The sequence below is a fragment of the Komagataeibacter diospyri genome (genome assembly GCF_006538165.1).
Lineage (GTDB): Bacteria > Pseudomonadota > Alphaproteobacteria > Acetobacterales > Acetobacteraceae > Komagataeibacter > Komagataeibacter diospyri.
Window position 1 is genome coordinate 21,172 of record NZ_BDLU01000040.1, and the last position, 21,548, is coordinate 42,719.

Genomic DNA, 21,548 nt, shown 5'->3' on the forward strand with positions numbered 1-21,548 from the left:
AAGCCAGCCGTTTCAGATGAAAAGTACAGACGGGATCGCGATGCATCACCAGTCGGGACGTCGTGATCCTGTCACTCCGCAACAGGTAGGAAACAGCGGAGTATATGGGCTACCCTGCCCGCGTTTCTGGTGAAGCTTTTTTCAGAAAGCCTCCAGGGGATGCCGCCTTTTGAAAAAAGACGGCATCCAGAAACTTTTATGACCTTGAACCGGATGCCGGGCGTTCCATCACGATGGGCGGCAGGCGTGGGGCATCACGCAGGTACGCATTGAGGAACGTGCGCACGGCGGACCGGGCAATGAATTCGATATGCGCCTCATCCGTATTGACCGGCAGTTGCAGCCGAGCACGCGCCACGATTCGGGTCTGGCACAGGCCATAGAACTGTTCCGCCGCGAAAACCGGATCGGGAATGTTCAGCACGCCCGCGTCATTATGCTGCATGAGCCACGCGGACAGGATGCCAATGGCCTTCTGCGGCCCGTGTTTCCAGAAAGTTTCGGCAAGGTCGGGAAAATTCCCCGCTTCCGAAATGATGATACGGTTAAGCATGAGCGACAGCGGCGATGTCAGCAGCCGGATCATGGCCACGGCAAGGTGTTCGAGCGATTCCGTAAGGTTCGCCCCTTCGTCAATCCGGCTGAACAGCAGGGGCATTTTCTCGCACGCACACTGTTCCACAAAGGCGGAGAACAGCATGGCCTTGCTTTCGAAATAATTATACAGCGTTCCCTTGGACACGCCCGCATCCCGCGCGATGCCCGACATGCTGGCCCCTTCGTACCCCTGCTGGGCAAAAACACGCGCGGCACCGGCCAGTATCTGCTGGCGCTTGGCTGCGGACGCACCGGACAGCGGGCAGCTTTCGGCCTGTATCTGGCCCGGATGGTCTGGCGTGGTACCCATGGAAATCATCCTGCTCCCATTATCGGTGCGTACTTTCGATTGACCCCGTGTGGAAAGCCGATAGGCTAGGGGACTGACCGAACTGATCGGTCAATTCATGGCATGGTCACGAAACCATGCCAAGAGCATACAGATTTATATTAACTGTTTCCGGGACAACAGGGGGCCGCGTTGGTGGGTAAGGGATTTTCATGGCGCACGGCGGTGGTTGGGTTGTCGGTCATGACCGCCGGATGCGCGGTTGGCCCGAACTTCCACAAGCCAACCCCGTGGACGCCCAAGGAGTATGGCGGCCCGAAGCGTATCCAGGCCACGAATGGCAAGGATGGCACGCCCGCGCCGGTGGCAAGCCAGACCTCGTCGGATGACCCCGATACCGCATGGTGGACCATTTTCCACGATCCCGAGCTGACAAAGCTGGAACAGCGCGTCGCGACCGACAACCTTGATGTCCGCCGCTATGCCTACCGCATGGCGCAAAGCCGCGCGGAACTGCGTATCGCAGGGGCCGAACGCTATCCCGCCATGTCAGCCAGCGGGTCATACGCCCGCCAGCAGTACAGCACCAAGATGCTGCAGCGGATCGTAACCGACGTGGAAAGCGACCCGCAACTGAGCAACAACCCCGTATTTTCCCAATACGCGCCGGCACCCGGACAGGCCAAGATTCCACTATTCAACCAGTGGCGCGACAGCATTGACGCCACATGGGAAATTGACCTGTGGGGCCGCGTGCGTCGCCAGTATGAAGCCGCCGCAGCCCAGGCACAGGCCACGAACGAAGCCCGACGCGGCATGCTGATTTCACGCCAGGCCGAAGTGGCGCGCGATTACATGGAACTGCGCAATACGCAGGAACAACTGCGCATCGTCATGGAAAACCGCGACGTGGCCAGATCCATGCTGGACCTGAACCAGCAGCGCTACACCAGGGGACTGGCCAGCGACATGGAAGTGGAACAGGCCCGCGTGCAGTACCAGAACACGCTGGCGCAACTGCCTCAGCTGGAACAGCAGCTGGTGGCACAGGTCAATGCGCTCAGCCTGCTTATGGGTGAGCCGCCGCGTGCCCTGTCCGATGAACTGTTGACCGCATCCGCCATTCCCCCCGTCCCGCCGCGTGTGCCGGTGGGCGTGCCGTCCGAACTGGCGCGCCGCCGTCCCGATATTCGCCGCGCCGAAGCCAACCTGCACGCCGCAACAGCGCAGGTGGGCGAAGCGGTGGCCGAATTCTATCCGCGCGTGACGATCAATGCCGGGTTCGGGTTTGAATCCCTGTCGTTCCGCGACCTTGGTTTCTGGAATGCGAAGGCATGGAATGTCGGCCCGTCCATCACCCTGCCCATCTTTCAGGGCGGACGCCTGCGCGGGCAGCTGGAACTGCGCAAGGCAGCCCAGAAGGAAGCCGCCATCAGCTACCAGCAGACCGTGCTGGGCGCATGGCATGACATTGACAACGCGCTGACCGCCTATTCCGATGAACAGATCCGCCACGACAACCTGACCCAGCGCATGGAAGCCAGCCACCATGCCCTGCAACTGGCGCAGGACCAGTACCGTCACGGTATGGTGACCTATCTGAACGTGCTGGACAGCCAGCGCCAGTACCTGGGCGCGCAGTCCGACCTGACCACCAGCACGGCCACCATATCGGGCAATCTTGTCCGTCTTTACAACGCACTGGGCGGTGGCTGGGAAACCACATATCCCGAACCCGTTCCCCGCACGAAGCAGACGAAGACGGCCCAGGGCCCGGTCACGACCACCACGCCCGCAACCAGCCCTGCCCCCACCACATTGCACCAACCGGCCTGAAACCGGCGTTAAAGGCTTGGCGTGCACGCGCCTTGCTAGTATAAGCCGCCCCGTTCCCGACTGGATGGGCATACGCCGCCACACGGAACCACGGCGCAGGGACCTGTCATCATGATTACATTGCCCCCCGATTATCGCCCTTCGGATGATGAGGAATTCATGAATCCGCAGCAGGTGGAATATTTCCGCCTCAAACTGCTGAAGTGGCGAGCAGACCTCCTCAAGGAAGCGGACGAGACACTTGCCAGCCTGTCCGAAGGCGGCATTCACGAAGCGGACATTACCGACCGTGCCAGTGTCGAGACGGACCGTGCACTGGAACTGCGCACGCGCGACCGGGCGCGCAAGCTGATTTCCAAGATCAACCAGGCGTTGCTGCGCATCGAGGCCGGGACCTACGGCTATTGCGAGGAAACGGGTGAACCCATCGGCCTGAAACGGCTGGAAGCCCGCCCCATCGCGACGCTGTCGATCGAGGCGCAGGAACGTCACGAACGCATGGAACGCATCCACCGCGACGACTGATGACGCCTGCTTCCCGGCTGGATGCCCCCAATTTTCCAGAATACGACAAAAGGGGGTTGCCAGCCGATGCAGGAAAAGTTAGGAAGCGCGCATACAGTGCTGCTGTAGCTCAGTGGTAGAGCACTCCCTTGGTAAGGGAGAGGTCGACAGTTCAATCCTGTCCAGCAGCACCATGATTTCCCTACATATTCCGCCTTGCATGTTTCCGGTCCGGGTGGGCCATGGAATAAAATGCACATGCCGCGTCCGTCTGGGCCAGTATGGCTGACCGGGCGCATGGATATCCCGCCCTTTTGCCCGACCGGGCTGCCCTGTCCCCATATCCGCAGCAATCAGACATTCTGATGCCTTTCCCCTCTCGACCGGGTGCATGTGGCCGAATATGCTGCCGCAGTTGCCTGTTCCGGTCACAATGCAGGCGGGGCAAAGGGAGTCTCTTGTTCTTGTGAAGGGCATGGATCCCATATTAAAGCAGTGCCGCAGGCGGGGACGGGAACGGTAGGCACCTCATGATCGAGAACATGCATTTCGGAAACATTGCCATTGTGGGCGATGTGATACTGGATCGTTATATTTCCGGCCGGACTGACCGTATCTCCCCCGAGGCCCCCGTGCCGGTTCTGGTGCATGAACACCTCAATACCGTTGCCGGCGGAGCCGCCAATGTGGCGGCGAATGCTGCGGCACTGGGTGCCCGCGTCGCACTGGTTGGACTGGTGGGGGCTGACGATCATGCAACCTGTCTGGCCCGTACCCTTGCACGCTGGGACCATATCGACACCCATGGCCTGGTACAGGATACCCACCGCCAGACCACGACCAAGACACGGGTCATGAGCGGTCGCCAGCAGATCGTGCGCATTGATAACGAAGACACTCACGCCCCTGCCCCCGCCATACAGGCTGAACTGGTGGAAAAGGCATATATGGCCATAGACGGGGCCGATATCCTGATCTGTTCGGATTATGGCAAGGGCGTGCTGGATGACGGTGTGCTGGAAAAAATCATCACACGCGCCCGCGCACGGAACATTCCCGTAATTGTCGATCCCAAGCGCACATCCTTTGCCGCCTATCGGGGGGCGACACTGGTCACGCCCAACCGGCAGGAACTGGCACGGGCCACCGGGCTGCCGGTCCGCACGGATGAGCAGATCATTGCCGCAGCCCGGATGGCGGGCGCACAGTTTGGCGGCAGCGTGCTGGTCACCCGTTCGGAAGAAGGCATGACGCTGTGGCGGGATGATGGGGCGGTCAGCCATGTGCGCAGCCAGGCGGCCGAAGTATTTGACGTCTCGGGCGCCGGGGACTGCGTGGTTGCAACCGTGGCCGCGATCCTTTCAGCGGGTCATTCCATGGAAACGTCGGTAACAATTGCCAACACGGCCGCTGCCGTGGCAGTGGGCAAGCTGGGCACGACCACCGTTTCACGCGCCGAACTCAGCCACGCATTGATGCGTGACATGCCGGATTCGGGAAAATGCGTCTCCCTCGAACAGGCGGCTGCCATGGCGCGGGACTGGCGGCACCATGGGGCACGGGTTGTCTTTACCAACGGATGTTTCGACCTGCTGCATCCGGGCCATATTTCGCTGATACAGGGGGCCGCAGCCCAGGGGGACAAGCTGATCGTGGCACTGAACACCGATCGCTCCGTCCGCCGCCTGAAGGGGGAAAGCCGCCCCATACAGGATGAACGCGCACGGGCTACCGTGATCGGCGCGCTGCGCAATGTCGATCTGGTGGTGCTGTTCGATCAGGACACGCCGGAAGAGGCCATCCGCGCGATCCTGCCTGATGTCATCGTAAAGGGTGCCGATTACCGCGAGGATGAAGTGGTGGGCGGCGATATTGTAAAGGCCAGTGGCGGACGCGTCGTGCTGGTTGACATCATGCCCGGCCGGTCAACCACATCGCTTGTGCGGCAGGCAGGCGGCGAGCCCCGGGCCGAGACTGATACCACAGCGTGACCCCCGACCACTTCCAGACATGGGCTGTCCGGCAAGCCCTGCCGCTATGGTCTGAAAATGGGTTCGACAGGGACCGGACCCTGTTCCATGAACGGCTGGATTTCAGTGGCCGCCCGATCATCCTGCCCGCCCTGCGCCTGATGGTGCAGGCGCGCCAGATCGCGACCTACTGCCGCGCGGCCCTGCGCGGTGATCACCCCGCAGGAGAGATGGCCCTGCACTGCCTTGCGGAAGTCAAACGCCGCTACCACCGTGCCGATGGCGCGGCGGGCTGGGTCTTCTCCCTCTCGCCCGATGGACGGCCCGCTGACCGGCGGCGTGACCTGTATGGCCATGCCTTCATCCTGTATGCCCATGCATGGGCCTACCGCCTGTCGGGTGATCCGGGCCTGCGACGCCGTGCGGGGGATGCGGCGACCGAACTGGAGACCATATTCCACACCCCTGGCCCGGGATTCATGGATGCCGTCCCGCCCCATGACGCCATCCGGCGACAGAATCCCCACATGCACCTGCTGGAAGCGTGGCTGGCCCTGTTTGAAGCTACGGGAGAGGATATTTACCGCGACCGCGCAGCCAGACTGGTCACGCTGGCCATCACACGCTTCATTGACCCGGCAAGCGGCCTGCTGCTGGAGGACTTTACTGCGAACTGGCAGCCCCTTCACCCTGCGGGGCAGAACCGTGCGGAACCCGGTCATCTGCTGGAATGGTCGTGGCTGCTGCACGAATACCTGCGCCTGTGCGCGCCACGGGATGCGGACAGTATCCGGCAGGTCGCCGTGCGGCTCCATTCAACTGCGCTGGCCCATACAGCGCCCATCCATCCCCCCGTCATCCGCAATGCCGTGGGGCAGGACGGACGGGTCGTGGATGGGGGGACGCGCATCTGGCCCCAGACGGAACTGATCCGCTCCCTTGGCATGAACCATTCCACAGCGGTCTCATCCGGCGTGATCGCGGGCGTGCTGGCCCATTTCACCACCCATTACATTCCACCCCACCTGAACGGAGGGTGGATCGACCGCCTGAATGCGGACGGGACCCCGGCAATGGATCATATGCCCGCCAGTTCGCTGTACCATATTTACGGGGCGGTCTGTGACCTGACCGATGGCAGGAACGCAGGACATAAGGATGCGGCGGACAGCCTTTCGCATTCCGAACCATGATATCAACCCGACCAAATTAGCTGTCGCACAGGCAGATTTCCCGACAAGGAGGGAATGGAATGAAGATTGCTGTCATCGGGGCTGGCTATGTCGGACTGGTCACGGGTGCCTGTTTTGCCGATTTTGGACATGAAGTCCGCTGTATCGACACGGACCCGGACAAGGTCGCGGCCCTGCGGCAGGGCAGGGTTCCGATTTATGAACCCGGCCTTGCGGAACTGATTACAACCAATATGGCGGCAGGCCGCCTGTGCTTCGACATGGACCTGGCATGGGGCGTGGGCGATGCGGATGCCGTCTTCATTGCCGTGGGCACCCCGTCACGCCGGGGGGACGGGCATGCAGACCTGAGCTATGTATATGATGCCGCGCGCAACATTGCTGCCGAATTGCGGGGCTATACCGTGGTTGTCACCAAGTCCACCGTGCCGGTGGGTACGGGCGATGAAGTCGAACGCCTGATCCGCGAAGCCCGGCCTGATGCCGATTTTGCCGTGGCCTCCAACCCCGAATTCCTGCGCGAAGGGGCCGCCATTGGTGATTTCAAGCGCCCCGACCGCATCGTAATCGGCACGACCGACCCACGCGCACGCGACGTGATGGCGGAAGTCTACCGTCCGTTATTCCTCAATCAGGCCCCGATCCTGTTTACCGACCGCCGCACGTCGGAACTGACCAAATACGCGGCCAATGCCTTCCTTGCCACCAAGATCACCTTCATCAACGAAATGGCCGACCTGTGTGAACGTGCGGGAGCAAATGTGCAGGATGTCGCCCGTGGCATGGGGCTGGATAACCGCATCGGGTCGAAATTCCTGCATGCAGGCCCCGGCTTTGGCGGGTCATGCTTCCCCAAGGATGTCAGCGCCCTGATAAAAACCACGCAGGATTACGGCGTGCCGGGTCGCGTCATCGAAGCCGTGGCCCATGTGAATGAACAGCGCAAGCGCGCCATGGGCCGCAAGATCATCCGGGCAGCAGGCGGTGACGTGCGGGACCGGACGATTGCCCTGCTGGGCCTGACCTTCAAGCCCAATACCGATGACATGCGCGACGCCCCCTCCATCGCCATAACCCGCGCATTGCACGATGCCGGGGCGCATATACGCGCCTTTGACCCGGTTGGCATGGAACAGGCGCGGCGGGTGCTGGACGGCATCACCTTCTGCACCGATGCGTATGAAACGGTCACCGGGGCGGATGCCGTGGCGGTCGTGACCGAATGGGACGCCTTCCGTGCGCTGGACCTTGCACGCATGCGCAACCTCATGAACACGCCCGTTCTGGTGGACCTGCACAATGTCTATAACCCCGGTGACGTGGAAAAGGCCGGCTTTTCGTATACCGGCGTGGGTCGTGGCCACACCGGCCCCAAATCTGCCTGAAAGGGCTGCCATCCGTTTTTACCGTTGGTCGTATCGTGGCCCGTGTTCCATTTATCCGCCTGAAGATGATGCGCTTTTCCCGGCGAACCACCTGCAGGCCGATAACGGAAAAGCAGACCACGTGACGTAAGGACGTGAACAGGGCAGCCTGCCAGGACTGTCCGGATTTTTGGGAGTTCGGGGATGCGTATCCTTGTTACCGGCACGGCCGGGTTCATCGGTTTCCACCTTGCCCGCCGCCTGCTGCGCGATGGGCACGCGGTCACCGGCATTGATGGCATGACCAGCTATTACGATGTCACGCTGAAGCAGAAACGCCATGCCATGCTGCGTGAATTCGAACACTTCACCTGCAATGAATTCATGCTGGAAGATGCGCAGGCGATGGAAAACGCATTTACGCGCTGCAATCCAGAACTGGTGGTCCATCTGGCGGCACAGGCGGGCGTGCGCTACAGCATCGAAAATCCCGGCACCTATGTCAGCGCCAACATGGTGGGCACCTTCAATGTGCTGGAACAGGCCCGGCGATGCCAGCCCGCACATCTGATGATCGCTTCAACCTCATCCGTCTATGGGGCCAGCAAAGACGTGCCCTTTTCGGAAACCCAGCGCTGTGACCATCCCCTCAGCGTCTATGCCGCGACCAAGAAGGCCACGGAAGAACTGGCGCATTCCTATTCCCATATCTGGAAGCTGCCGATCACCGCCTTCCGCTTCTTTACCGTCTATGGCCCCTGGGGTCGGCCGGACATGGCGCTGTTCAGGTTCACAGCCAATACGCTGGCAGGCCAACCGATCGACGTTTACAACAACGGTGATATGGAACGTGATTTCACCTATATCGACGATCTGGTGGAAGCGATCTGCCTGCTGTCTGAAAAGCCGCCACGCGGTCCGGGCGAAAGCGATCCCGGTGCCAGTCCGGTTGCCCCTTACCGGGTCATCAATATCGGCAACAGCCATCCCGTCAGCCTGATGGCGTTTATCGAAGCGATTGAAAAGGCGCTGGGCCGTCCCTGCATCCGCAACTACATGCCCATGCAGCCCGGTGACGTGCCGCGCACATGGGCCGACTGTTCCGCCCTGCAGACCCTGACCGGCTTCCGCCCTGCGACACCGGTGCAGGCAGGGGTGGATGCGTTCGTGGACTGGTACCGGCAGTACTACCGCGTGCCACAGACTGCATAAGCATACTAACTGATAAAAGTTTTTGCGTGCCCCCTTATTTCAAATAAGACGGCGCTCTCTGAAGCTGTTTGAAAATAAGATTCACCAGAATTTCTTTGATTACAGGCTATCCAGCCCAAGGGCCGCAATATCCGCAGGCGGCCCCGCCAGCATGCAGGCAACCCCGGTCGTGCGGTCCACCACCATGCGGATATCCACCGGGCCTTCCGCGCCAAACAGATCGGATGTCACGACATAGGCCGGACGCAGGGGTTCATTGTCCGTGGCGTCATGGCGCGCCACCTCCGTCATGATGCGGCCAAGCGCACGTTCCAGCCCATCCATGACACGTGATGGGGCAAGGCGCGGGTGCCCTGGCGGGCCGTCACCGGTGCAATGAAGTTCCAACAGCCTTGCCCATGCCGCAGTCGGAATGAACATGGGCATGCGCGACCCGTCATTATGCCGTTCGGCATGCATGATGCGCCGCGTATTGGCCAGCTCGATTACATCGATACGCGGCAGGTCGTCACCAATCCGGGCGGCAACGGTACGGGGGGTATCGGTCATGCGCAGGTTGTCCCATCAAAATGCGATGGCAGCTTGAGTATATCCTGCGATGACAGGGCGGAAGAAATATAGAAACCCTGTATCCGTTCCGGCTTCATCTGCATGACCAGGTCAAACTGTTCACGGTTTTCGACGCCTTCGACCGTGATTTCCATCCCGAATCCCTGCCCCATGTCGATCAGGCTGGACAGGACCATGCAGGCATCGGGATTGCCGACGATGTTGGCGACCATGCTCTGGTCGATCTTGACCTGTGAAAAGGGCAGTTCGCGCAGGTGGTTCAGCACGGTAATCCCCTTGCCGAAATTATCCAGCGCAATGCGGAAACCCGAACGGGCCAGTTCGCGCAGGTTGCGGATCCCCTGATCCGCCCGGCGGCCATGCAGCATCGCCTCGGTCACTTCCAGCACGAAGCTGTCCGGGGACATGTTGAAACGCCTGAGCGATTCCTCCAGTTCGCGCTGGTAGTCATCGCGGATCAGGTCCATGCGCGACAGGTTGATGGCAAGCTGGCGCGGGGGCTGGCCCTTCTCGTTCCACATGCACACATCATGGCGGAAAGCCTCGATCATGCGTGGGCCCATGGCCTGCGCCAGGCCGGCATCGGTAAACACATCGGAGAAATCTTCCGCCGCCAGCAGCCCGCGTTCAGGGTGCTGCCAGCGCAGTAGCGCCTCGATCTGGTCCACTTCACGCGTGCGGCAGTTCAGGATCGGCTGGTAATAGACCTCGAACTGGTTGCGTTCGACACCGCACCGCGCCTCGCTCAGGATGGACACACGGGCCTGCGCGCGCTCACGCAGGCTGCGGGTGAACATCTGCGACTGCTTGCCACCCGCACGCTTGGCCGCATACATCGCCATGTCGGCGTTTTTCTGAACGTCTTCCATCGTGTCGGTGCCATCCAGCAGCACCGCGCCAATGCTGCCCGCGACACTTACGGTCACCGTTTCAATGTCGATGGGACGTTCCAGCACGCCCTGCAGGCGGTCCATGTACCGCTCCAGCGATACATCCTCCAGCGTGCGGTGCAGGATCACCGCGAACTCATCCCCGCCCAGACGGCTGACAGGGTCATCCGGGTGGGTCATTTCAATCAGACGCGAGGCAATGGCGCGCAGCACGATGTCACCGGCATGATGGCCATGCACATCATTGATCTGCTTGAAACCGTCAAGGTCGAACATGGCCAGGGCTGGCTGGGGCGCCCCGCCACCACCGGTTTCGCGGCAGCGCGCGATCTCGTCAGCCAGGGCAGTATTGAACCCGCCCCGGTTGAGCAGCCCCGTCAGCGTATCCGTTTCCGCCAGTTCACACAGGCGGTCACGGGTGTTCATCAGTTCGGTAATCTCAAACCGGCTGGCGACATACCCCTGTATCCGGCCCTGTCTGTCCTTCTTGGGGATGATGGTGGTCGCCACCCAGTACAGCGACCCGTCCTTGGCGCGGTTGCAGATATTGCCCTGCCACAGTTCGCCCGCCTCGATCGTGCGGTACAGGTCACGGAAGAAATCCGCGTCATGATAGCCGGAATTGACGATACGGTGCGTGGAACCGATCAGTTCCTCACGCGAGTACTGACTGATTTCACAAAAACGGTCATTCACATAGGTGATGACCCCCTTTGTGTCGGTAATGGCGACGATCAGGACACTATCAACCAGGTCGGCCCAGAAATCCGAATCCTGATGTGTCAGTGCCCGCAGCCGATCATCGTGTTGCAATGCCATATTCCCGCCTGGAACCTACAATAAAAAACAGAACAGAATGCTTCATGAAATCAGCCCGGCAACAGGACCGGAACGGTGCATGATATACCCATGCAGCTTCGTCATGCCAGAGACCACGCCATATTATACCTTGGTCGGGACAAGGAACGAACCGCGTTCCTGTCGCTCGCGAAACCACTTTTCCAGTTCCTCCGGCGGCAGGGGTTTCGCAAACAGGTAGCCCTGCATCACATCGCAGTGCAGTTCTTCCAGCAGGCGCCACTGCTGCTCGGTCTCGACCCCTTCGGTCACCACCGTCATGCCCAGACGCGAACCGATGCCGATCACAGCCATGGTTACGGCCTGGGCATTGGTATCATGCTCGAAATCATTGATGAAGCTGCGGTCGATCTTGATTTCCGTCAGCGGCAGGCGCGTCAGCCGCGACAGGGACGAATACCCCGTGCCGAAATCATCCATCGACAGTCCGACATCCAGCCTGCGGATGGCGTACAGCACCTCTTCGGTGTCGCTGCTGTTATCCATCATTACGCTTTCGGTGATTTCCACCGTCAGGCGGTCGGGCGTCAGGTTATGATGCTTCAGCAGGTTGGCGATATATTCCGGCAGTGCGCGATTGCGGAAATGCACCGCCGACAGGTTGACCGCAACCGTGGGGACATGCACCCCGTCGCGGTCCCATTTCACCATCTGGCGGCAGGCTTCCTGCAGCGACCAGCGGCCAATGGCCTCGATCTGCCCCGTATCTTCCGCCACCGCGATAAAGCGGGAAGGATAGATGTTGCCCAATGTCGGGTGATGCCACCGCGACAGGGCTTCCACCCCGTACAGGCCCCCGGTCATGGTTTCCACCTGCGGCTGGTAATGCAGCTTCAGCATGCCCCTGGCCAGAGAGTCCCGCAGGGCAGACCCCAGCATCAGCCGTTCCTGCGCCACCTGGTTTTTTTCGTGACCGGCAAAGCGGTACAGGCCACGCCCGTCCTCTTTCGCCTGACGGGCGGCGGCATCGGCCAGGCTGAGCAGGGATTCACTGTCCGGCCCGTTTTCGGGGAACGTGCTGATGCCCACGCAGCAGGAAATACTCAGCGTGTTCTCACCGACCTGCAGGGGTTTGGCGATGGAATTGATCAGGTTTTCGGCAAACTGTTCCGCGCGCCTGTGCGAACAGTCGGGCACGACAATGATGAACTCGTCCCCGCCCGAACGGCTGACGATATATTCGTCATTGACCAACGCGCGAATGCGGCGACCGATCTCGATCAGGAAACGGTCGGCGTTCACATGACCCAGCGCGTCGTTGATATCACGGAAGCGGTCGATATCCACCATGAACAGCGAGAACTGGCTGTCACCGCCACGCATGATAAGGCGTTCGATGACATTATGCAGCGACGTACGGTTCAACAGCCCGGTCAGGCTGTCGAAATTGGACAGCTGGGCAATGTGCTGGCGCGTCTGGTTCTGTTCGATCGCCAGCGCGCAGAAGGGCATGCAGGTCGAAACCACCCGTTCGGGCCATGCCAGCGATGGCTCGTCATCACGCAGATACAGGGCGAACACACCCATGACCTGCCCCTTGCGGGAAATGATGGCGGACGAACAGCATCGCTCCAGCCCCAGCGAACGGGCGAGGGAGGAATAGCCATCCCACACCACGGTGTTGCTGCTGGCGGGATCACTGCGCAGCGCATCCATCTGTTCCGGCGTCAGCTGCATGCTGTCCAGCGCGGTACGGTAGCGGTTGGGCATGCCGGGGGAAGACGTGACGGAGACCTTGTGCGCGCCGTCAAACATCAGGAGGGCCGCCACACCGCCGGGCACGAAACTGTCCACGCGGCGGCACAGCTGGTCGCCCACTTCCTGCAGGGTGACATCGGATGCCAGCGACTGGAGCACTTCGTTCTGCAGGATCAGGATCCTGCGCTGGCGGCTCTGTTCCGTCACGTCCTTCATGACGGCGATGTAGTAGATCCTGCCTGCCTCACCTACCTGCACGCGGGAAATCGACAGTTCACCGCATACATATTCGCCGTTGGCGCGGCGGAATTCCACCTCACGCGATGTGCCGACAATCCGGCCTATGCCCGTCTCACGGTTACGGTCGATATAGCTGTCATGCAGCGCGCGGTCCGTCTGCGGCACAAGGCAGCTGACATTCTGTCCCATGACCTGTGCGCGCGGCAGGCCCCATATCCGTTCGGCCGCGGCATTGAAGAAGATGATGCGGTTATGCTCATCAATCACGACCATGGGATCAATGGCCTGCTCCATTGCGGACAGCAGGACATCGGCGCTTATCTTCGGCTGATCCACCGTAAACTCCAGAACGTTGGCACAACACATCGCGCCATGTGAGATCACTTTTCCTGATCGTGGCGGGTACGCCTGCGATACCACGCCGGGCAGACCAGCCCTACACGGCGGCAGACACCACCGGGACCGTCGATTGGGGGGTTACCCTACGGGGTAAGGAACAGGGAAAACATGACATGCCTCAATCTTGACACAAAGCCTTCAGTTCCGGCTCCGTTCAAGATCCTGCGGCAGCATGCCCGCCAGCGGGCGGCAGGCATACGCACTTTCGTTTTCCGGCTGGGGCTGGTTCTGGCGCAGTTCGGCGGCCCCGGCGGCTACCGCCCGCCATGCCGCCTGTGCCAGCGCCTTGCGGCTGGGAAAATCATTGGGGTCCAACGGTGCATGCAGCAGCACGGTCGCACGCATCGAACGCCATTTGACCAGCTGCCACACATGCGGCCCCAGTTCCATATCACCATACCAGGCAAAGACCGGGCGACGTCCACGGTTGACCGGCACGCCTTCCAGCTGGTCATACACCACCGATACCGGCTGGATCAGCGGCGTCATGCCGGGACGCGCCGCGATGGCTTCCGCCTCGCTTTCCGGTGCCGCCGGAGCCTTGCCCGGCGGCAGGCGCGGCGGCTTGGCAATGGCGAAAAAGGCCGACAGGAACGGCAGCACCCGCGACCCGTCGGACGACGTGCCTTCGGGGAACAGGATCAGGTTGTCGCCTTCCACCATCAGGCGGTGCAGCATTTCGTCCCGTTCCCGGCCTGTCGTGCTGCGCTGGCGGCTGACGAATATGGTCCGGCCAATACGCGAGACAAGTCCCATGATGGGCCAGCCCTCGATATCGCCCTTGGCTACGAAATTGGACGGCAGCACCGTTCCCAGCACCGGCACATCCAGCCATGACGAATGGTTGGACACATAGATTACCGGGCGTTCGCCATTCTGTCGCGCGCGCCTGCCACCCACGCCGCCAGCCCTGCGCCCCACAACGCGGATACGCAGCGACAGCAGCAGGCACAGCCCGCCCCAGACCATCCGCGTCCACCGGATCTTGGCCGTGCCGGGCACCAGCAGCAGCACCGCCTCGAACCCGACCGACAGTGGTACCCACACGGTAATGGCGGCCAGGCGGCCCACCCCGCGCACGGTCCGGGCACAGGCGCGTATGCGCCCCGATGGCAGGACCGTTGTGGTGGCGATGGCCCGTTCCGCAACCGACCCGGGCTGGGGCGCAATGACCGGACGGGCAGCGCGCGACGTGGACCGGGACACAGGCTGTGGAGAGCGACGCCGGATAAGGCGGCGGATGAAATCGGCGATCATGCGCCTATCCATAGCCCCACCTGATGGGACGCGACAATATGGCGAAAGCGTGCAAGGCACGGGACGTGTCCTGCACGCAACGACGCGGCATGCATCAACCCTTTCATCATACGGTCATATTATGGATGCATGAATATCCATGCGCGTCATGCGATCCGTTTGTCACATCTGTAATCCTTCCTGACTGGACCCATCGTGCATACCCGTCCATGTTGGGCCCCTATCCTTCAGGAGTTGTCCCTTATGTCCGCATGCAGCCGTCGCGGCCCCCTTGTTGCCGCCACGACCGCCCTCATCATCCTTGCAGCCATCCAGCCCGGCCCGACATGGGCGGCAGATGATGTGCTGAACGTGCTGACATGGTGCGACCATGAAGACCCGGAACTGCTCGGCCCTTTTGAACAGGCGAACAAGGTACGGGTCCATTTCAAGGATATCGACAGCACCGCCGCTGCACGGACCATCCTGCGCCAGTCGCAGGCAGGCGACTGGGACGTGGTGATCCTGGAGGAAACAGCCGCCCCGCAACTGGCCGCCGCCGGCCTGCTGGCGCCGCTGGACACAGCGGATTTCCCATCGGACGGCATTCCTGCCGCCATTGCCAATCCGGCAGGCGGTTCGTACCAGGGGCGGCTGTACTCGGTACCGGAAAAATACGGCTTCCACGCCGTCGCCTTCAATCAGGCCCATGTCAGCACGCAGGACATGCAGGACATCAACGCGGTATGGCAGCCGCGTTATCACGGGCATATCGCAATTTATGACAGCTACCTGCCCATCCTGTCCTATATCGCCCTGGCGCTGGGACTTGATCCCGCGCATCTGACGGACGCCGACCTGCCCGCATTGCAGGACAGGCTTGTGGCCCTGCGCGCCAATGCAACACTGGTGGGCGATAGCGCCAGCGTGCAACAGGCGCTGGCCGATGGCGTGGTGGATATTGTCGTTGGTGGTGGCGCATGGACCACGGCGGGTGTTGGCGAAGGTGGCACGGTCAGTACGCCCACGGCACAACCCGATATCCCGAAACAGCGGCCGGACCTGACATTCACCCTGCCACGGCAGGGCGGTATCCGGTGGCAGCATGGCATCTCGATCATCGAAGCCTCGCAGCGCAAGGCGCTGGCGCTGGCATTCGCGCAATACCTGCGCACGCCTGCGGCACAGGCACGGCTGGCAACGTCATCGTGTTTCTGGGGCATGCCCGCCAATACAGGCGCGCCGCTTGATGCGGACACGAAAGCCGCACTTCACTGGGACCAGCAGCCTGCCTATATCGCGGCAAGCCATTCCTTCCCCGTGCTGGATGAGGCCATGGACACCAAGCTGCACGCGATATGGGACAGGGTCATGAAGGACAACACCCCCACCGCCGCCCCGACGCCTGACAAAATGGGCGGAAAGAACGATGGGGATGATACGCCGGATCAGCCGTAACGCGGCGCACCGCGTCCCAGCAGCCGATCGGCCATCATGCCGAACACCAGCCCGAGGCCGCCCCACAGCACGATCTGCATGCCAAGGGCGGCTTCACGGAAGCGCCACAGCAGGGTGGCGGGGAAATTGTCCGGCACTTCATTGATGTCGGGCAGTGCCCATTGCAGCAGCGCCACCAGCACAACGAACACCGCCCCCCCACATAGCGTGGCACCCCAGTTGCCCAGGCGTACAGCCAGTGCGCGACCCGACAGGACCGCCAGCGTCAGAGCGCACAGCGAAAAGACAACCATTTCAAAATAGGCGGTCGTGCGCAGGCCAATGGTTTCCGGCTGCCCCACGGCGGGGGGATTGGCCGGGTATTTCAGGTCCGGCACCACCACCACGGCCAGAAACCCCGCCCCCGCCAGCAGCATGGACAGCATGCGCGGCGAAAAGCGGCCAATACGGCCGTACGCCAGCGAGAACACCAGCGCAAACAGCCCGCCATAGGCCGCGCCATACATGACGGCCGCCGTCAGCAGGCCAAGGGATGCCTGTACGCCCCGGCTGACCAGTTCGGGTTCCGGCGGTTCACCCGCCGCCGCATCCATGGCGGATTCAAAGGCGATGGCAAGGTTGACCTGCGGTTCGCCGAACACACGGGCGAACAGGAACGCAAGGGCAGCGGCGGCAATGCCAGCCAGCATGCCACGCAGCAGAAGGCGTCCGGCCATCAGGGCATATCCCGATGCATATGGGGAAAAATAAAGGACATGGGGTCAGATCTCCTGTCGGGAAAGCGCGTCCCGTAACGGAATGAAGCTCTATCCGCCGGGAGGTCTGACTTCCGCATGGGCTGCGGTGTACAGTGGCGCGACCGTGCCGGAATCCCACCGGCTTCTCCCCACGGATACGGAGAGACCAGTCAATACCGCGCAGAGAGCGCAAGTCAATGTTGCGGCCCTGAGGGCTACTTCAGAAGTCTATGTGAAATCATAAGAAGTTTTTGGTGAAGCTTTTTTCAAAAAGCTCCAGGAAACGCCGCCTTTCTGAAAAAGGCGGCACTCAAAAAACTTTTATCTTTATCAGTATTTTTTGGAAACAGGTCTTTACCGGGATGTGGCGGGCAGCGTGACCTTGCTGGCATTACCTTGCGCCGCGTGCCACTGCTTCAGCGCCCCCAGCGTCCCGCTGACATGTCCCTTGGGCGACAGGGCGCTGTAGGCGTAAATCACCTTGCCATCCGGGGCAATGACATAGGACGTGCGGCTGGCGCGGTTCACCAGCGGCAGGCGGCTGTCATACATCTTTGCAATCTGGCCCTTCGGGTCGGTCGCGACGGGGAAGCGGCCATGACCTTCGCTTACGGAAAAACGGTCGAGGGTTGGCATGTCATCGGTGGAAACACCAATGACCGTGGCACCAAGCGCCTTGTACTGATCCATGGCGTTGGCGAAATCATGCGCCTCCATGGTACAGCCACGGGTAAAGGCAGCGGGATAGAAATACAGCACTACGGGTCCCTGACGCAGCGCATCGGCCAGCCGGAAATCGAACTCGCTGCCATTCGTGGTAGCCTGCGCATCGAACATGGGGGCCTGGCTGCCTACCGGCAGGGCCGCGCGCGCGGAGGAAAAACAGACAAAGCCGGCAAACGCCATGACACCAACCAGCGGCAGGCACAGCCCCGGCAGGGACCAGCGTGAACGCCTGTAAAAATACCTCATGTATCCTCATCACCCTGTGGGACAGGGTTTATGCCATCATGTGGTTGGCGGCAGGATCTGGCATCCTGATCCACCCAGTCGCTGACAGACCTGCTGGGCCGCTTCGTGCGACAGGCCGGTCAGCCTTGCACGATAGACATGACCGCGCGCCGATGCAACGGTTGCAACCTGCGTATGCACGCCACTGAACGAAACCTTCGCCCGTGCCTGCCCCGCCGCATGCTCCGCCTGCCCGATCGATCCATAAGCACCGACCTGCACCACCCAGTCATGACTGTTTGCCATACTGATGACGCCGGGGCGGGTTCCGGCCGTGGCCATCGGGGCCAGTCCATTCTGTTCCCGGGCACTCCATGCCGCGCGCACTGCGGCGGCCTCAGGCGATGGCGTATCAGCCGCAGCCCCGCGCGGCACGGATGCCAGAAGCTGGCGGCCACGGCTCCGGCCGCCACGCGCATTCTGCGCCGCCTGCGCGCGGGCAAGGGCGCGCGCCTGCACCAGCAGGTCGGCCTGTGAACGGTTGACCGGGCTGCTGCCCACGATCCGTGGCCCGATGGAAGCGACGTAATCGCGCGTTTCCTTGGGCAGGGTATGGTAACGGTCAAGGAAATCATCCAGTCGTCCCGGTCCGCTATTATAGGCGGCAAGGAAACCGGGGGAGCCGTAAATGTCGTACATTTCACGGATATAGGCCGTGCCCGCCTCGATATTGTCATGCGGGTCATAGGCGTCAGGGCCAAGGTTGTAGCGCGCCCGCATTATATCGTAGGTCGGCGGCATAAGCTGCATCAGCCCCATGGCGCCCGGCAGTGAGGTCACGAACTGGCCATTATGGTAAAGCTGGCCCCCCGACTCGCGCCGCATGACCTCACGAATCCAGACGCTGGGCACATCGAAACGCTGCGCGGCCTCGTTGATATAAGGCCCCCAGGGGTCTTCCGGCGGCCCTGGCGGGATATAGTTGGCGTGGGCATGGGCACGATAGGACTCGGCCTCGTGAATGATCTGCTCCTCGCTCATTTCAGAAGAAGGATTATGAGCGCAGGCGGCCAGCATGCCCGCGAACCCCAGCGCCAGCCATCGCAGTGACCGACGTCTGGAGGAAGCCTGCGCCAGACCGTCATGTTCGTCAGATGCCGCTACTGCCTGCGCTGGTGCCATGCTGGTGGTATGATCCCGGTCATGCCCATTTTCCCATGGCAGACGCGCCAACATGGCCCGCCCGACGGGACGGGCGCCGCACCATACCAGCGTGACTTCGGCTTGTGCAATCCTGACCCGTTAACATGTCCATGACGTAACCGGCGGGTCAGGTTGATATGGGCCTGTCACAATGCCTAGTGAAGTTTTTGCAGGCAGAAAGCTTCAGAAGAATACCGCCCTTTTGAAAAAAGGCGGCACCCGAAACCTTTTACCTTTTAATGACCTCTCATTCCTCGACGTAGGTGGCCGGGTCGCCACCGGTGCGGTTGTGGGGGCTATCGAGTGTTGCCAGATCACTCATGTCATCCGATGTCAGTTGGAAATCGAATGAATGCAGGTTCGCGCGCATACGATCGGGATGCGCGCTCTTGGGAATGGGCACCACGCCACAATCGATCACCCAGCGCAGCAGGACCTGTGCGGTGGATTTGCCATGCCGGTCCGCGATCCGTTTGACAACGGGGTTTTCCAGCAGCTTCCCGCGCCCCAGCGGACTCCATGCCTCGGTCAGGATGCCCAGTTTCCTGTGCAGCGCGACCTGTTCCGACTGCGCGAAATCGGCATGCATCTCGATCTGGTTGACGGCGGGGGTGACGCCGGTTTCATCAATCAGGCGCTGCAGATGCGCAGGCAGGAAGTTGGAAACACCGATCGAGCGGACGCGTCCTTCCTTCTGCAGGCGGATCATCGCCTTCCAGCTTTCGACATACTGGTCCTTGGCGGGAAGCGGCCAGTGGATCAGGTACAGGTCGACATAACTCATCTTCAGACGTGCCAGGCTCTCATCAAACGCGCGCAGCGTGCTGTCATATCCCTGATCGGCGCCGCGCAGCTTGGTGGTGACGAAAATGTCCTCACGCCCCACGTCAAAGCTGACCAGCCCGGTCCCTACCCCGCTTTCATTTCCGTAACGCGACGCGGTATCGAACAGCCGATAGCCCGCCGTCAGGGCCTCACGCACGGCCTTTTCGGCCTGCGGATTGTCCAGCGGATAGGTGCCGAACCCCATGGCGGGGATCTTGTGGCCATCATTCAGCTTAAGCAGGGGAATGGAGGTGGTCATGGTCGTTCCTTCGTCAGGCGCTCCCGGCGGCTCATGGTGCCCCGGCGCGCAGGCGGCGGGGTGGCGACCGGGCCGGGGGCTGGACGTGCGTCGCCGGTCCCTACCCTAACGACAGGCAACCACTTTTGGTTTATGCCCAGTTTTCAGGACTGGGCTGCATGTGGTTCATTATCACCATTGCTGGAGGCCCCATGACTGACACACCAACCGACATATCCGCCACGGACGCGATCGAACTGCACCGCACGCTGCTGACCATCGATACCCATGTGGACATCCCCTGGCCGGACCGGGATGATTTCGCCACGGGTGCACCGTCGCGACGGGTGGACCTGCCACGCATGCGCGCAGGCGGCCTGCGGGCGGCCTGTCTTGTCGCCTATGTAGGACAGGGCGCACGTGACGTGACGGGGCATGAGGCGGCCTCCACCCGGGCAGAAGCGATGCTGCGCGTAATCGGGCAGACCGGCCAGATTCCGGGCGTGCGGGTATGCGATACGGCGGCAGCAGTGCGCGCCACTTATGACGCAGGGGAAATCGCCATCATCCCCGCCGTGGAAAACGGTTATGCGATTGGCGAGGAGCTGTCGCTTATCGCGCGTTTCCGTGCCTTGGGCGCGCGTTACATGACGCTGACGCATAACGGGCACAACCAGCTGGCCGACTCGGCTCGGCCCATGCATCACCTTGATGATCCCGAAACGCTGCATGGCGGGCTGTCCGGCCTTGGCCGGGATGCGGTGGCCGAGATGAACCGCGCGGGCATGCTGGTTGATGTATCGCACACGTCACGCGACACCATGATGCAGGCGGTCGATCTGTCCCGCGCGCCGGTCTTCGCCAGCCATTCCTGTGTGCGCGCCCTGTGCGATCACCCGCGCAACCTTGATGATGGACAGCTTGATGCGCTGAAGGCCTGTGGCGGTGTCATCCACATTACCGCCATGGATGCCTTCCTGCGCCCGCGTGACGTGCGCGACATACGCCCGGTCACGGTGGCGGACTTCGTGGACCATATCGATTACGCGGTGCAGCGAATCGGGATCAAGCATGTTGGCATTTCGTCCGACTTCGATGGCGGAGGCGGCATACGCGGCTGGGCCGATGCATCGGAATCGCCCAATCTTACGGCAGAACTGCTGCGCCGTGGCTATGACCGCAGCCAGATCGCGGCCCTGTGGGGAGAAAATTTCCTGCGTATCCTGAAGCAGGCGGAAGAGGTCGCCAGCACGATCGCGTGAATATGGAATCCCGCGCGC

Annotated in this window: 17 protein-coding genes and 1 tRNA gene; 9 read left to right on the forward strand and 9 right to left on the reverse strand. The window is 61.6% G+C overall.

From position 1 onward, the window contains the following. Positions 1-196 precede the first annotated feature (196 nt). Positions 197-907 carry a TetR/AcrR family transcriptional regulator gene (locus tag MSKU9_RS09655; RefSeq protein WP_141261263.1) on the reverse strand — a complete coding sequence of 237 codons (711 nt, stop codon included), beginning with the start codon at positions 905-907 and terminating at the stop codon, positions 197-199. A gap of 222 nt (positions 908-1,129) precedes the next feature. Here MSKU9_RS09655 and MSKU9_RS09660 point away from each other — a divergent pair, with 222 nt between their 5' ends. The 7 genes from MSKU9_RS09660 (at position 1,130) to MSKU9_RS09690 (ending at position 8,965) form a co-directional block, all read left to right on the forward strand. Beyond that, complete coding sequence (locus tag MSKU9_RS09660) at positions 1,130-2,722, forward strand: efflux transporter outer membrane subunit (protein WP_370685924.1); 1,593 nt, start codon at positions 1,130-1,132, stop codon at positions 2,720-2,722. A 111-nt stretch (positions 2,723-2,833) separates the two neighbouring features. Beyond that, positions 2,834-3,247, forward strand: coding sequence for an RNA polymerase-binding protein DksA (gene dksA / locus MSKU9_RS09665; RefSeq protein ID WP_010508899.1), 414 nt, complete (start codon positions 2,834-2,836; stop codon positions 3,245-3,247). A 98-nt stretch (positions 3,248-3,345) separates the two neighbouring features. Further along, positions 3,346-3,420: transfer RNA gene (locus MSKU9_RS09670), tRNA-Thr, on the forward strand. 336 nt (positions 3,421-3,756) lie between these two features. Next, positions 3,757-5,217 carry a D-glycero-beta-D-manno-heptose-7-phosphate kinase gene (rfaE1, locus tag MSKU9_RS09675; protein WP_141261264.1) on the forward strand — a complete coding sequence of 487 codons (1,461 nt, stop codon included), beginning with the start codon at positions 3,757-3,759 and terminating at the stop codon, positions 5,215-5,217. Continuing rightward, the gene (locus MSKU9_RS09680) at positions 5,214-6,389 is read left to right on the forward strand and encodes an AGE family epimerase/isomerase (RefSeq protein WP_141261265.1); all 1,176 of its coding nucleotides are present in this window, start codon (positions 5,214-5,216) and stop codon (positions 6,387-6,389) included. Before rfaE1 ends, MSKU9_RS09680 begins: the two co-directional genes overlap by 4 nt. 59 nt (positions 6,390-6,448) lie before the next feature. Then, positions 6,449-7,774, forward strand: a complete 1,326-nt coding sequence (locus tag MSKU9_RS09685; protein WP_141261266.1) for a UDP-glucose dehydrogenase family protein — start codon at positions 6,449-6,451, stop codon at positions 7,772-7,774. A 183-nt stretch (positions 7,775-7,957) separates the two neighbouring features. Continuing rightward, positions 7,958-8,965: an NAD-dependent epimerase/dehydratase family protein gene (locus MSKU9_RS09690; RefSeq protein WP_141261267.1), complete on the forward strand. Its 1,008-nt coding sequence runs from the start codon at positions 7,958-7,960 to the stop codon at positions 8,963-8,965. Positions 8,966-9,064: 99 nt separating this feature from the next. Here the strand turns inward: MSKU9_RS09690 and MSKU9_RS09695 are convergent, their stop codons facing one another. The 4 genes from MSKU9_RS09695 to MSKU9_RS09710 all read right to left on the reverse strand — a co-directional run bounded on the left by MSKU9_RS09695 (position 9,065) and on the right by MSKU9_RS09710 (position 14,877). Then, positions 9,065-9,514 carry a hypothetical protein gene (locus MSKU9_RS09695; RefSeq protein ID WP_141261268.1) on the reverse strand — a complete coding sequence of 150 codons (450 nt, stop codon included), beginning with the start codon at positions 9,512-9,514 and terminating at the stop codon, positions 9,065-9,067. Then, a complete protein-coding gene (locus tag MSKU9_RS09700; RefSeq protein ID WP_141261269.1) occupies positions 9,511-11,244 on the reverse strand; it encodes a putative bifunctional diguanylate cyclase/phosphodiesterase in 1,734 nt (577 codons plus the stop codon). The genes MSKU9_RS09695 and MSKU9_RS09700 overlap by 4 nt, the downstream gene beginning before the upstream one ends. A 123-nt stretch (positions 11,245-11,367) precedes the next feature. Further along, positions 11,368-13,587 carry an EAL domain-containing protein gene (locus MSKU9_RS09705; protein WP_227001031.1) on the reverse strand — a complete coding sequence of 740 codons (2,220 nt, stop codon included), beginning with the start codon at positions 13,585-13,587 and terminating at the stop codon, positions 11,368-11,370. Between the two features lie 171 nt (positions 13,588-13,758). Further along, positions 13,759-14,877 (reverse strand): lysophospholipid acyltransferase family protein, encoded by a 1,119-nt coding sequence (locus MSKU9_RS09710; RefSeq protein ID WP_227001013.1) that lies wholly within the window; start codon positions 14,875-14,877, stop codon positions 13,759-13,761. Positions 14,878-15,120: 243 nt separating this feature from the next. Here MSKU9_RS09710 and MSKU9_RS09715 point away from each other — a divergent pair, with 243 nt between their 5' ends. Continuing rightward, positions 15,121-16,314, forward strand: a complete 1,194-nt coding sequence (locus MSKU9_RS09715; protein ID WP_141261272.1) for an extracellular solute-binding protein — start codon at positions 15,121-15,123, stop codon at positions 16,312-16,314. Here MSKU9_RS09715 and MSKU9_RS09720 read toward each other — a convergent pair. The 4 genes from MSKU9_RS09720 to MSKU9_RS09735 all read right to left on the reverse strand — a co-directional run bounded on the left by MSKU9_RS09720 (position 16,305) and on the right by MSKU9_RS09735 (position 20,289). Continuing rightward, complete coding sequence (locus MSKU9_RS09720; RefSeq protein WP_141261273.1) at positions 16,305-17,030, reverse strand: CbtA family protein; 726 nt, start codon at positions 17,028-17,030, stop codon at positions 16,305-16,307. The two genes, MSKU9_RS09715 and MSKU9_RS09720, sit on opposite strands and share 10 nt — an antisense overlap. A 375-nt stretch (positions 17,031-17,405) precedes the next feature. Beyond that, a complete protein-coding gene (locus MSKU9_RS09725; protein WP_141261274.1) occupies positions 17,406-18,023 on the reverse strand; it encodes a peroxiredoxin in 618 nt (205 codons plus the stop codon). Positions 18,024-18,059: 36 nt separating this feature from the next. Then, positions 18,060-19,238, reverse strand: coding sequence for a lytic transglycosylase domain-containing protein (locus MSKU9_RS09730; RefSeq protein WP_141261275.1), 1,179 nt, complete (start codon positions 19,236-19,238; stop codon positions 18,060-18,062). A gap of 214 nt (positions 19,239-19,452) precedes the next feature. Beyond that, positions 19,453-20,289: an aldo/keto reductase gene (locus MSKU9_RS09735; protein ID WP_141261276.1), complete on the reverse strand. Its 837-nt coding sequence runs from the start codon at positions 20,287-20,289 to the stop codon at positions 19,453-19,455. 191 nt (positions 20,290-20,480) lie between these two features. Here MSKU9_RS09735 and MSKU9_RS09740 point away from each other — a divergent pair, with 191 nt between their 5' ends. Beyond that, a complete protein-coding gene (locus MSKU9_RS09740) occupies positions 20,481-21,530 on the forward strand; it encodes a dipeptidase (protein ID WP_193557676.1) in 1,050 nt (349 codons plus the stop codon). The last annotated feature ends 18 nt before the right edge of the window (positions 21,531-21,548 follow it).

What these genes read in the sequence shown, in the direction of transcription:
- MSKU9_RS09655 (WP_141261263.1), bottom strand. Translation starts at nt 907, where the DNA reads ATGGGTACCACGCCAGACCATCCGGGCCAGATACAGGCCGAAAGCTGC.
- MSKU9_RS09660 (WP_370685924.1), top strand. Translation starts at nt 1,130, where the DNA reads ATGACCGCCGGATGCGCGGTTGGCCCGAACTTCCACAAGCCAACCCCG.
- dksA (WP_010508899.1), top strand. Translation starts at nt 2,834, where the DNA reads ATGATTACATTGCCCCCCGATTATCGCCCTTCGGATGATGAGGAATTC.
- rfaE1 (WP_141261264.1), top strand. Translation starts at nt 3,757, where the DNA reads ATGATCGAGAACATGCATTTCGGAAACATTGCCATTGTGGGCGATGTG.
- MSKU9_RS09685 (WP_141261266.1), top strand. Translation starts at nt 6,449, where the DNA reads ATGAAGATTGCTGTCATCGGGGCTGGCTATGTCGGACTGGTCACGGGT.
- MSKU9_RS09690 (WP_141261267.1), top strand. Translation starts at nt 7,958, where the DNA reads ATGCGTATCCTTGTTACCGGCACGGCCGGGTTCATCGGTTTCCACCTT.
- MSKU9_RS09695 (WP_141261268.1), bottom strand. Translation starts at nt 9,514, where the DNA reads ATGACCGATACCCCCCGTACCGTTGCCGCCCGGATTGGTGACGACCTG.
- MSKU9_RS09700 (WP_141261269.1), bottom strand. Translation starts at nt 11,244, where the DNA reads ATGGCATTGCAACACGATGATCGGCTGCGGGCACTGACACATCAGGAT.
- MSKU9_RS09705 (WP_227001031.1), bottom strand. Translation starts at nt 13,587, where the DNA reads ATGTGTTGTGCCAACGTTCTGGAGTTTACGGTGGATCAGCCGAAGATA.
- MSKU9_RS09710 (WP_227001013.1), bottom strand. Translation starts at nt 14,877, where the DNA reads ATGATCGCCGATTTCATCCGCCGCCTTATCCGGCGTCGCTCTCCACAG.
- MSKU9_RS09715 (WP_141261272.1), top strand. Translation starts at nt 15,121, where the DNA reads ATGTCCGCATGCAGCCGTCGCGGCCCCCTTGTTGCCGCCACGACCGCC.
- MSKU9_RS09720 (WP_141261273.1), bottom strand. Translation starts at nt 17,030, where the DNA reads ATGGCCGGACGCCTTCTGCTGCGTGGCATGCTGGCTGGCATTGCCGCC.
- MSKU9_RS09725 (WP_141261274.1), bottom strand. Translation starts at nt 18,023, where the DNA reads ATGAGGTATTTTTACAGGCGTTCACGCTGGTCCCTGCCGGGGCTGTGC.
- MSKU9_RS09730 (WP_141261275.1), bottom strand. Translation starts at nt 19,238, where the DNA reads ATGTTGGCGCGTCTGCCATGGGAAAATGGGCATGACCGGGATCATACC.
- MSKU9_RS09735 (WP_141261276.1), bottom strand. Translation starts at nt 20,289, where the DNA reads ATGACCACCTCCATTCCCCTGCTTAAGCTGAATGATGGCCACAAGATC.
- MSKU9_RS09740 (WP_193557676.1), top strand. Translation starts at nt 20,481, where the DNA reads ATGACTGACACACCAACCGACATATCCGCCACGGACGCGATCGAACTG.